General features: G+C 66.2%; 9 protein-coding genes and 1 pseudogene. 4 read left to right on the plus strand and 6 right to left on the minus strand.

The features are described from left to right. Positions 1-105: 105 nt before the first annotated feature. Together QH196_RS21465 and QH196_RS21470 are read left to right on the plus strand one after the other, a co-directional pair. Entirely contained in the window at positions 106-432 is a 327-nt protein-coding gene (locus tag QH196_RS21465) for a putative quinol monooxygenase (RefSeq protein ID WP_280417604.1), read from the plus strand. 64 nt (positions 433-496) lie between these two features. Next, positions 497-721 (plus strand): annotated as a pseudogene (locus QH196_RS21470) (transposase); the annotation flags it as partial. 204 nt (positions 722-925) lie between these two features. Here QH196_RS21470 and QH196_RS21475 read toward each other — a convergent pair. From QH196_RS21475 to QH196_RS21500, 6 genes are all read right to left on the minus strand, one after another. Next, the gene (locus tag QH196_RS21475; RefSeq protein ID WP_280417605.1) at positions 926-2,206 is read right to left on the minus strand and encodes a tyrosine-type recombinase/integrase; all 1,281 of its coding nucleotides are present in this window, start codon (positions 2,204-2,206) and stop codon (positions 926-928) included. 91 nt (positions 2,207-2,297) lie between these two features. Continuing rightward, entirely contained in the window at positions 2,298-2,528 is a 231-nt protein-coding gene (locus QH196_RS21480) for a helix-turn-helix domain-containing protein (RefSeq protein WP_280417606.1), read from the minus strand. A gap of 481 nt (positions 2,529-3,009) precedes the next feature. Then, positions 3,010-5,976, minus strand: coding sequence for a PrgI family protein (locus QH196_RS21485; RefSeq protein WP_280417607.1), 2,967 nt, complete (start codon positions 5,974-5,976; stop codon positions 3,010-3,012). Then, positions 5,973-7,508, minus strand: a complete 1,536-nt coding sequence (locus tag QH196_RS21490; RefSeq protein WP_280417608.1) for a hypothetical protein — start codon at positions 7,506-7,508, stop codon at positions 5,973-5,975. The genes QH196_RS21485 and QH196_RS21490 overlap by 4 nt, the downstream gene beginning before the upstream one ends. Positions 7,509-7,843: 335 nt before the next feature. Beyond that, a complete protein-coding gene (locus tag QH196_RS21495; RefSeq protein WP_280417609.1) occupies positions 7,844-8,251 on the minus strand; it encodes a pilin in 408 nt (135 codons plus the stop codon). After that, positions 8,242-9,162, minus strand: coding sequence for a hypothetical protein (locus tag QH196_RS21500; protein ID WP_280417610.1), 921 nt, complete (start codon positions 9,160-9,162; stop codon positions 8,242-8,244). The genes QH196_RS21495 and QH196_RS21500 overlap by 10 nt, the downstream gene beginning before the upstream one ends. Before the next feature lie 447 nt (positions 9,163-9,609). Between QH196_RS21500 and QH196_RS21505 the strand changes: the two genes are divergently transcribed. Together QH196_RS21505 and QH196_RS21510 are read left to right on the plus strand one after the other, a co-directional pair. Continuing rightward, positions 9,610-10,281 carry a hypothetical protein gene (locus QH196_RS21505; RefSeq protein WP_280417611.1) on the plus strand — a complete coding sequence of 224 codons (672 nt, stop codon included), beginning with the start codon at positions 9,610-9,612 and terminating at the stop codon, positions 10,279-10,281. Positions 10,282-10,341: 60 nt separating this feature from the next. Beyond that, positions 10,342-11,412, plus strand: a complete 1,071-nt coding sequence (locus tag QH196_RS21510) for a TRM11 family SAM-dependent methyltransferase (protein ID WP_280417612.1) — start codon at positions 10,342-10,344, stop codon at positions 11,410-11,412. Position 11,413 lies beyond the last annotated feature (1 nt).

Here is an 11,413-nt window from a genome sequence, read left to right on the forward strand (position 1 = left end):
CCACCGCTTCGCGACCGGCGTGCGGCGCGAAGCGGGGCCCCGCGGGAATCCGCGTACTGGCGCCGAAACCGCTGTCCATAGATCCGCTGACGAAAGGATTCTCCGGTGATATTCATCGTGGTGAAATTCCAGGTAAAGGACGAGTACGTCGACCAATGGCTCGACATCACGAAGGACTTCACCGAGGCCACGCGCGCCGAACCGGGCAATCTGTGGTTCGACTGGAATCGCAGCGTCGACGATCCAGCGACGTTCGTCCTGGTCGAGGCATTCCAGGATGCCGCCGCCGGCGCCGCACATGTCCAATCCGCGCATTTCCGGCAGGGGCTGGACGGCATGCGCCCCGGGTTACGCGAAACGCCCCGTATCCTGAACACCGAGCTGCCGGAATCTGACTGGGCGTTCATGGGTGAACTGAAGATCGATTCGTAGGCAGATGGACAGTTCACCACCGCCGGACCATCGGGGGCCCACTCGACCCCGGCTGAGAGGACATCTAAGCGTCGGTGTTTCTGCCGGGAACACCCACGACTCGGTGATGCTGATGCCGATGGTCGAACAGATCCCGCGGGTGCGCTCGAGGCGAGGCCCGCGACGTGGCAAGCCCCCCAAGCTGCGGGCGGATAAGGGTTACGACTTCGATGTCCACCACCGCTGGCTCTGGGCTCGCGGGATTGTGCCCCGCATCGCCTGTCGCGGGATCGAGAGTCCTATGAGGTTGGCAAGCATCGGTGAAAGATCGAGCGGACTATCGCGTGGGTTGACCGGGTACCGGCGAAATTTTGCGGCTGACGCTTTTACTTCAACCGGCAGCGTCGATTCAAAGCTGTACCAGGGCGTCTATCGAACATCCAGCGAGGCTGCGCTTCGCCGATACGCTGCACCAACCCAGGGGATCGCCTGGCCAGCGTTTCAGCAGAAATCTCTAAGGTTCACCGACAATCCGCATTCCGGTCGCCGCCTTCCGGTAGTCGCGCAGCCCCTGCCGAAGTGCTTGGCCGATGGTCTGTGCAGCGTCTGGCTGCCCATCTACCAGGTGGGTGTAGATATCGAGGGTGGTCGTGTTGTTCTTGTGCCGCATGCGCCGGGTGACGTCGGCCAAGCTGTAGGCCCCGTCCGCCAACAGCGAACCGTAGAGGTGCCGGAGTGAGTGGAAACCCATCTGCTGGCGCATCTTTCCGTCGGGACCCCACGGCACCAACTTCGCTGGCTCCCCACCGAGCTCCGATACCGCAGCATACACACGGTTCCGCAGTGCCTTTTGGGACATGCGCCCGCCTGAACGACTCGCCTCGAACGTGACGAATTTGCCGGTGCTGCGTCCGCGCAGCAGACCTACCAGCCAGTCCACGACCCACGGATCGACCGGGATCTCCGTCCCCGACGTTTCGGTCTTCAATGGCCCGTCATGGGTACCGGTCTTCTTTCCGTCGACCCGTCGGAATGGCTTGTACTGGGTCACGGGCCGGTAGGTGCGCGCCTCGACGTTGAGGTCTTCGATGTTTGCGCCGAGTACTTCGCTGAGTCGCAGTCCGACACCGACACCGAGTGCGACTGCGATGTGTGTTTCCTCGGGCATCAGGTGGTAGAAGGTCCAGAACTCCGAGATCGTCGGGCAGTAGGCGGCGTTTTTCGGGCGTTCCCGGTTCGGTTTGGCGTAGGTCTCGATGGAGCATGGCAGCACCGTGGTGAGTTCGGCTCGTTTGGCTGCGGCCATGATTCTGGTGAGCAAGCGATGGATGTCGACTCGGTAGTCGAAGGAGTAGCCGCTGCGATGCAGTCCGGTCATCAGTTTTAGGACGTGGGGTTCACGCACTTCGTGGACGGCAAGTCTGTCGAGGTACTGAAGGATGAGCTTGATCTTGCTCCGGTAACCGTTGCATGTACCCCGGTCGATGGCTTGGAGATCGAGCCATTCCCAGCACCACTCGGTCATCATGACCCGCGACGCGTCTTTCGTGATGTGTCGTCCGGCTTTGATCGCGGCTACCTGATCCTGCGCCCATTTCTCGGCCGCTTTGGCTGTGTCGAACCCGCACGTGTGCGGAGCGTGGCGAATTCCGTCGTGGTACGCGCCTCTCCACTGCTTACCTTTGCCGTAACTCGACGATTTCACCCTGCGGCCGTTTGCGTCGCGTTCCCGGCGATGCCAGGTGTCATAAGGCTTCAACGCCCGCACGGCAGGGATATATTTGCGCTGCGCCACTGACTATTTCCTCACCGGGCGACCGTCGAACCGAATCGACGAAAATGTCCAGACAGAACCGAACGGCACAGCGCTCGCCGTTCCAGCTCTGTTACGCGGCATCTCGATACTCGATCTCGTGAGGAGTATGACCGCCACCCTGCGCAAGCATCATCTCTTCCCAGGCAATCAAGTCCTCCAACCGATACCGGCGATATCGGCCGATGCGAGCAAAGCGAGGCCCCTTGCCGAGTGACGCCCAATTGGCCAGCGTCTTTGCCGGAATCTTCAACCGATCCGCAACGTCATCAGTCGTCAACCAGCCGGAAAAACTATCCACCACGTCCCTCACTCCTGATCTGAATCTAAATAACCCGACCAACCGAATCCGACACAGCCCGAACAGCGGAACACAGACCATCAACGCTCGATATGCAATGATTTGTCAAGCATTACTGAAGAGCCCCACTACCACTACGACAGATAACCGAAAGATGCTGTCCTAAATTATTTACCTACCAATATCTACCTCGCTTTCTTGCCGCTCACTGCGCGGCCTGTTACTGGTAGCCGAATCGCCAAACCGGGATGGCTCAGTGATCTGCTGGAACGTCAACCCCCCTCTCTCTTGGAACCCTTTCTCCGCCGTGTCAGTCGATGCCGGTGGCCTGGGTCAGCTCGCCCTCGACTACGCCTATCCACCGATTCAGGGCGCGGGTATGGCCCACTGCGTGACCGGCCCGCACGCTCGCATGCGATAATCGATCGCGACGATGCGCGAGGTGACCTGGCAGGTTCTGTTGGACCGTCGCTCCGAAACCGCCTCAGGCCGAGCGGTTGCCAAGCATCACCTCCGCCTGCGCGTCGGCATCTGTGTCGCCCTCACCAGGGTGGGTGGGAACGACCGCCGGACCATCAGGTTCTGCGAGCGGAGGTAGCGGTGCGGCAGTGTCGATTTCGATATCGGTGTCAGGCTCGTCGACGGTGGCGAGTTCGCCGGGGTGGGTTGTGACTATGGCGTTCTCCGCAGCGGAGGCCAGCGATGCGAACACAGCCCGATCGGTGCCGCCGACAGCGAGGAGACCGGTGCCGCGCGCTGCTGAGAGCAGGAATTGTTGTTCGCCGTCGGAGAGGCGGAATGCGGTGGCGACTTCGTCGATGGCTTGGGGTGCTTGCCGGAGCAGGATCTGGGTTGCGGCGTTGGATACGATCGCGCGCCCGAGTTCGGTGGAGCAGACGTCGGCGCAGTCCTGGGTGACGACGGTGAGTCCGGCCCAGTATTTGCGGAAGCTCTTCGCGGCCCGGAACAGGAATTGGGCGCCGGCGGGCTGGCGCATGAGCAGCCACGCCTCGTCGACGGTGATCATGCGGGGTCGCCGGTCGCCTGGGTGCGAGACTCGTCTCCACGTTGCGTCGAGCACGAGCAGTGTGCCGACCGTTTTCAGCTCTTCGGGCAGCTCCCGCAGTGAGAACACGATCAGGCCACCGTCGGGGTCGGTGGTGGTCGGCCCATCCAATAGTCCGGCGTAGGCTCCGTTTCCGATGAAGGGGTGTAGTCCGGCGGCGAGCTCTGCGGCGGCGGGTCCGTCTATCCGGTTCAGCTGTTCAGGTAACCGGCTCAGTGTGGGTGCGGGTCGCGTCCAGGTGTCGGGGTCGTCGGTGATCCCGGCGGCGGTGTAGGTGGCGGCCAGCGCAGTGTCCAATGCTGCTCGCTGAGCGGCGTTCTGGCTGCCGAGTAGGACCTGGATCAGGGTGTGTAGGAATAATTTGCGCCGGGCGAGGGCGTCGGGAGGGGCGCTGCGGCCTCCGTCTGGCCGGGTGTGTATTTCCAGATCGAACGGGTTGAGCCGTATCTCCGGGGCACCGAGGCGCAGGTAGGTGCCACCGACGGTTTCGGCGAGGCGGCGGTATTCGTCTTCAGGGTCGATGACTACCTGCTCGATGCCGCGGAAGAGCGAGCGCAGAATCTCGGTTTTGACCATGTAGGACTTGCCCGCGCCACTACGGCCGAGGACCACGGCGTTGTGGTTGTGGGCTTCGGGGGCGAATCTGTCGACGAACAGCAGTCCCGCGGCGGCATCGCGGCCGTAGAGCACCCCGTGCGGGCGGGCGGCCTGGGCAGGATCTGGAGCGGGCAGCTGCGGGGAGTTGAAGGGAAATGCCGCGGCGAGGGCGGTGGTGTCGAAGGTGCGCTGGACTCGGATCAGGTCCAGCCCCAGGGGCAGGGTGGTGGCCCAGGCTTGGGCGGCGCGGTAGGACAGGGTGCAGGTGTCCACGAGCAGGCTGGCCGCCAGCGCCCGCACGGCAGCGACCTCATCGGACAGCTCGGCCTCGGTGCCGGCGTGCACACCCAGATACACCCCGACCCGGAACAACCGGGCCTCGGCTCGCGCGACGCGCGCCGAGAGGTCGGCGGCGTCTTCGACCGCGACATCGACCTGTGGGTCGGACAGGCGGCCACGGCCGAGGTCGTGCATGCGGGAGGACTCGAGTCGCGCCTGCTGGTGACGCAGGCGGGTGGCAGCGGTGGCCGGGTCGACGGGGTCGATGTGGATGGCGACTTCGACCCGGCCGGGATGTGAGAGCAGCGGTGCGAGCCAGCCAGCCGTCACTTCTCTGGGGTAGCCGGTGACCGCGAGTGTCTGGGTCCAGTCCGAGCCGATCTCGAGGTGTCGGGTACCGATCGTCAGTGATTCCGGCACGAGCCCGGTCCCGGTATCGCCGGTGAATGGGTCGATGGTGGCGGAGTCGGGTTCGGTGGTGATGATGGTTGTGGGGTCGGCGATGTCGGCGGCAGCCGAGACGAGGCCCTCGGGGTTGGTGCAACTGGCCAGGACAGCGATGGCCTGTACGACGTCGAGGGCGGTGACCGACACACCCAACGGGGTCAGGACATCGGTGGCCTCGTGCATCCTGCGCAGCAGCCGCGACTCGGCACCCCGGCGGGCGGCGGCCGACAGCGCGCGCCGTGTCCGGCCGCGTCCGGCCAGCCGGGCCCATACTCCAGTGGCAGGCAGGGTCTCGACGGGCTCCCGCCACACCAGCAGTACTTGACGGTGGGTCGGGTTCTCCGTGGCGGCCAGTTCGGTGAGGTGGTCGACGTGGTCGAGTGCAGCAGCGGCGAGCTCTGGTGACATCTGCTGCGCGGCGGCGTGTAGGCCGGTGATCTGATCGGCCAAGTCCAAGCGTGCCGAGCGCACGAGGATCTGGACTGGCTGGCGCAGAGTGTGCAGCCATCCGGCAAGTTGCCCGACGAGGCTGTCTTGTTCGGCCGGGGTGCGCAAACTCAGGTTTAGGGTGCCAGCGACCGCGACGAGGGCGAGCCCATCGGAGGCGAGGTCGATCACCCCGACCCCGCTGCCGCCGACGCTGCCGGAGATCGACTGGGGCAACCGCAGCGATCGCGGGGGCAATGTCGTCAGGGTGGGTGGGCGGGGCCGAGTTCGGGTGGCTCGGTCGGTGATCCATTTCGGTGTCTGGATTCCGGCGGCTGTGCGCCCGCGTGATTTCACGAGGTGGCGTGGTCGGAGGTGGTGCCGGATCGCGGCCACGAGCAGCAGGTCGGCAGGTAGACCATCGCGGCGGGTCAGGACCGTGACGGTGACAACGACCGCGATCGGGGTCGCGGCGAAGACGAATATCAGGGGCGCGACGACCGCTCTAGTGGCGAGCCAGGCCGAGTACAGCAGTAGTGCGGTGGTGGCGAGAGCAGCGATCTGGCGGATCGTGAACGGGCCGAGTATCCGGTCACTGCGTTCCACGTCAGCGGGTATGCGAACGATCGTGCTCATCGGCGTTGTCCTCCTCGGGGAGCGCGCCGGCGCACGGGCAGGTCGGGCATCGGCAAATGCAGCTGCCGCCCGGTCGAACGCCTCGGCTCGGGTGGTTGGGGCGTGGTGGATGGTGGTGGCGTGGGTTTGACACGGGTCACCGGGAACGGCAGCGGGTATTGGCCGCTGCGGGTGGGCCGGATGCGGGTATAGGGGTCGGCTCGTGGCGCTTCGGCGAAATCGAAGGCGAGCTGTTCGGGTCGACGCCGAGGAGCGGCTCGCGTCGCTGGAGGTTGCGGCGGTGCTGGTGGTAAGGGCCGTACTCGGCGTGCCGGGATTGGCAGCGGGTATTGGCCGCCCTTTCCTGGTCGGATTCCCCGATAGGGGTCGGGTTCGGTGAAGTCGAACGCGAGTTGCCGCCCACGCGACGAGCGCGCCGGACGGGCCGGGGCCGTCGTGGTGGAAGCGGCGGGGGCCGGGCTCGGTTGCCGCCGAACTCGACGCACGCCTTCGAGGGGAAGCATCAGTTGCCCGTCGAGTGTCGAGCGCACCCGCGCATACGGATCCGGGGGCGCCGACAGAGCAGCAGGCCGCCCCTGCCGGGACAACCGGGGCTGAGACAACCGGGCCGGGAGGGCAGCATCGGCGCGCCCGCCGCCGGACGAGCCGCCCTTGAGCAGCCCGTAGGTTTTGTAGGCGATGAAGCCGCGGGCGAGCGAGCCGATCATGCTGCGTCCGCCGCTGGGGCCGATGCGCATGCTCGACAGGAGCCAGAACGGGACCTTGATCAGCACGGCGATCAACGCGAGTCCGACGATCAAGCTGACCAGCCCGTCGGCGTTGGGGCCAAAGAACTCCCAACCGCCGGGGGTGAGGAACACCCGCAGCGAGGTGATCAGCACCAGGGACTGCACCACCTGGATGGCCAGGCACGCGGCGAACGAGCGCCACCACCACCGCGCCACCGCATCCAACCCGGGCAACACGTGGCACATCAATGCCAGCGGTGCGGCGACGGCCAGGATGATGGTGATCGCCACCCGCACCACGTAGGTAATCAGCAGCAGCACCAGCAGGACCACGAGCGTGAGCTCGAGGAGCAGCATGAAGATCCCGGGGCCCGCCGCCGGGCTCACCAAACCTCGTACGGCGGTGATGGTGGCGAGTTCCCGCAGCGCGGCGCCGGCGGAATCGGGATCGAGACCATCACCGGCGAGCGCGGTGGCCAGGGCGTTGGCGAACCGGATCGCCTGAGACGCGACGAGCAGACTCGTTGCCCCGGCGAGGAACCCGACCACGATCCGCGGTGCCAAATCCTGTATCGCGTACCGCGTTTGCAGGGTTTCGCGGACCATCAGCAAGATCCCGGCTGCCATCACCAGTAGCCCGTAGATCGCGAGCATCGCCTGCCACGACGAATCCCATAATTCACCGACTCGCGGCAGATCACCCAGTTCCGGAGTCGTCAGCAGGGTTTGGGAGAGCAAATCCAGCAGCGGGTTGAGCGCCGATTCGACCAGCCGCTGGAAAAACCCATCGATCGCGTTGTCCACGCATCCGGAGATGTTGCTGACCCCGCACTCGGCAGCATCTGACTCCGAGGGCGGGGAGCCGGTCTCGCCAGGGAGGGGTGAGGCCGGGCTTGTCGGGACGGTGGTCGTGGACGGGGGCGGCTCCACCCACCTTGTCCGCGGCGTGGTGGTAGGTGCGGGTGTGTTGGGTGTAGGAATCGCCGGGGCGGTCGGGGGCACGGGCTGCGCGGCGGCACCGACTGCGCCGGTGAGGGTGATCAGGATTGCCACTAGCGCTGCGGCGGCGGTTGCCGCCACGGTGCGTAGGGTTCGTGACGGCCTCGGCGCCGGGCACTTCTGAGGTGGTGCGTTCATCGTCAGGCCCCGACAATGGATTTGAGGACCGTGACGATCACCGGTGCCAGCATCGCCAGCGCGTAGCCCAGGCAGGCGGCGCGGAAGGCGGTCTTGGCCTTCTCCGTCTCGGCGGGATCGCCCCCGCCGATCAGATAGCGGGCGCCGGCCACGGTCAGGCACACGGTCGCCAGCGCGGCGAGGATGCCGATCAACCAGGTGCGGATGTTGTCGAGCACCTGATCCAACGACGATGCGATCGCCAGCACCGACGGCTCCGGTGGCGCGGCGGAGGCGGATCCGGCTATCAGCACCAGCAGCACCGTCGTCGTGCACAGAGCCGCAAGGATCGTCAGCCACGGCCGTACGAGTGCGTGTCGCGTAGAGCAGATCGATGACGCCTCGATGACGGGGAGTCGATTCACGCGCATTCCGCCACCTCCCCATGCCCGGTGGTCGAGCGCGCGGGTGCCGACAAGTCCGATGCCGGGCGGCGACCTCGCCGCGGTCGGGACCCGGCGCGCCGAGGAGGCGCGAGCGTGCTCACCGCGTGGGTTTCCACGATGCTGGCAGCGCCCGAGTCGTCGTGGGCACGGTCGGTCAGCCAGGCCAGCAGGGCGTGTTCGGCGCGGCGGCGGCGTTTCCGCAGCGCCCACACCGACTGTCCGCGTTCGGCGGCCAGCGAGGTCAGCGCGCGGCGTTCCCACCGCGAGACCGCGATCAACTCTGCCGCGGCCTCGCTGATCACTCCCGCGGCGACGGCCTGGGCGAGGACGGTCTCGGGGTGGCCGGGCTGTGACACCATCACCCGCGCCTGCTCACCGACCGGGCCGAGGTCGGCGGCCGGGCGCACGACCGACTCCTGCTGATCTGCCGCTGCGGCGGCGCGGTAGGCCGCCCACCGCAAACGAAGCAGCACCCACGGCCGCGTCAACTCGACCCGGCTCAGGTAGGCGAAGAACCCGGCCAGGATCTCGGACTCGATGTCATGGCGACGGGAGCTGTGCGGTGCCGCGAACGCGCTCGCTGTCTTGGCGAGTATCGGCTCGGCCAGGCACGCGCACACCAGCATCTCGTCGCCTCCGTGTGCGCGGGAGCGCTCGATCAGCCACACCCAGATCGCGTCGACCTCGGCGATCGGCACCACCGGGTCACGCAACCGCTCCCGCAGCCCCGCCCACGACTCGATCGGGTCTCCGGTGGCTCGCACTGCTGGCACGGGGCGCGGATCGGCGGGCAACGCCTGTGCGGCAATCCGGTCGAAACTCGATCGCACCACCCCGAGCGGCGACGGTCCCGGCCCGCTCGGTCCTGGGTATTCGATCAATCCTGAATTCGTCACGTTCAACTCCTGCTCGGTGGAAAATAATTCCGACCTCACAAGGAGACAGAAGACCCACATCCAAACCGCACCGAAAACGCATCCAAACCACCCCCGAACAACACCCGGACCATATCCACAGCACATCCGGCGTCGATCAGCGAACTTCAGGCATCCACCGAGGCACTCACCGGAGCACCCCACCATCCACCGCCACTACCTGCACATGTGTATGAGCGTATGCGGTTTCGGTGTGGTTTGGATGCGGTTTGGGTGTCACCCTGAACCACCCCGGCGAACAGTAGAAAATTGTTTTGAAGATTTTTCTTGGATGCCTATGAAATGGGAGAACCAGGCGACGATTTCACACGCAGAGAATTCTTATTAATTGGTTTGACGATGTCCCGATAAGGGCTCTTTGACGGCAGTAGATAAGTACACACTTCTCTCTCGCCGTCAGGAGATTCGATGACCGCCAGTGCCTCCCAGCCCCGCAGCCGCCGGTCGGCTGCCTCGCCCACCGCCGCAACGGTCCGGGTCCCCTCGACCTTGTGGGCGCTCGGTGCCGAGCCCCTCGATCCCGACGATCGGTGGCCCGGTCCGGTCCTGTCCCGGGCAGTCGGTGAGTTCTCCTCCCCTGGTTCGCGGGTGATGTTGATCGGCTGGCCCGCACCCACCACCCGAGGCAATCTGCGGATACTCGAGCCGGACACGGCGACCGCCCTCGCGGCGATCCGGAACCTGGACCGCCACAGCACCCACGCCCCCGACCACACCACCGGCTTCGGTGAGCCGGTCGATCTCGTGATCGCCAGCCTGCTGGCCGACCACCTCGATTCGGCGAGGGCCGCCGAGCATGTCACCGCGCTCGCGACCGAGGTGATGGCGAGGGGCGCGCTGCTGGTCGTGCTCAGCCGCTGCCGCCACAGCAACAGCGGAGTCCTGCTCGACCCGGTGGGGTCGGTCGTGGCCGCCGCCCAGGCCGCCGATCTGCTCTACCTCCAGCACATCATCTCCGCCCCCGTCACCGGCCACACCATCACCGCCGCCCGGCCCATCGATCCGACCGCCAACGGCGCTCCACGGCACACAGTCACCCACATCGACGTGACCGTGTTCCTTCAGCCCGCACACGGCTGACCCCCGTCCGGCTCACCACCCCCATGGTTCCGATCAACAGATCTTGCGAAGGACAACTCGATGACTCTGGACCCCACCACCACGAACGCGAACACCGACTCCGCTATCGCCGCACCCACCGACCCCGCCGATCTACCGGTGTCGGTGTGGGGGACCGCCCAAAACGCGCCCGCCGTGCAGCGGCGGGGCCGCTATCACCCCGACAGCATCGCGCACCCGGCGAAGATGTTTCCCGCGATCGTGCAACACGCGGTGGCGACCTACACCCGGCCCGGCGATCTCGTCCTGGATCCCATGTGCGGGATCGGCACCACCCTCGTCGAAGCCCTGCACCTCGGCCGCCGCGCCGTCGGTGTGGAGTACGAAACCCGGTGGGCCGAGCTGGCGCGCACCAACATCGGGCTGGCGCGCGAGGCGGGGATCGATCTCGATGCCGCCGTCTACCACGGGGATGCCCGCAAACTCACCTCACTGGTACCGCAGGAGCTGCGGGGGCAGGTGGGTCTGGTGATCACTTCCCCGCCCTACGGTGACTCCCTGCACGGCCACGTCCGCGCCAACGGCAAAGCCCCGGTGGTCAAGTCGAATCACCGTTATGGGGCGGTGCTCGACCGGGGCAACCTCGCCAACGTCGGCATCGGCCGGCTGCTGTCCGGATTCACGAAAATCCTCGCCGGCGCCGCCGAGTACCTCGCCCCAGGCGGGCATGTCGTGGTCACCGCGCGGCCGTGGCGCCAGCACGCCGAACTGGTGAACCTGCCCACCCACTTGTTCACCTGCGGCGAGCTGGCCGGGCTGGTCCCGGTCGAACGGTGCGTCGCGCTGCTGGGCCGTCTATCCGACGGTGAACTCGTCGCGCGCAGCAGCTTCTTCCAAAGGGATTTCGTCGTCAAACAACGCGCCGCCGGGCTGCCGATCCACCTCATAGCGCACGAGGATGTCGTTGTTCTCCGTAAACCGGACGCCGCTGCCACCTCAACCGAACACCACAGGGCGCGTGCACGATTCTCTTACGGTACTACTCCGGCCCCGGGAACGAGCAGTAACGACGGACCGGGGTCGGTACGGAAACATATGTGGCCCTGGGGATTCGCCGGTCGATCGATCTCCTCACCGGCATCTACGCGGTAGT

This window comes from Nocardia carnea, from assembly GCF_029868325.1.
In the GTDB taxonomy this organism is placed as follows: Bacteria; Actinomycetota; Actinomycetes; order Mycobacteriales; family Mycobacteriaceae; genus Nocardia; species Nocardia carnea_C.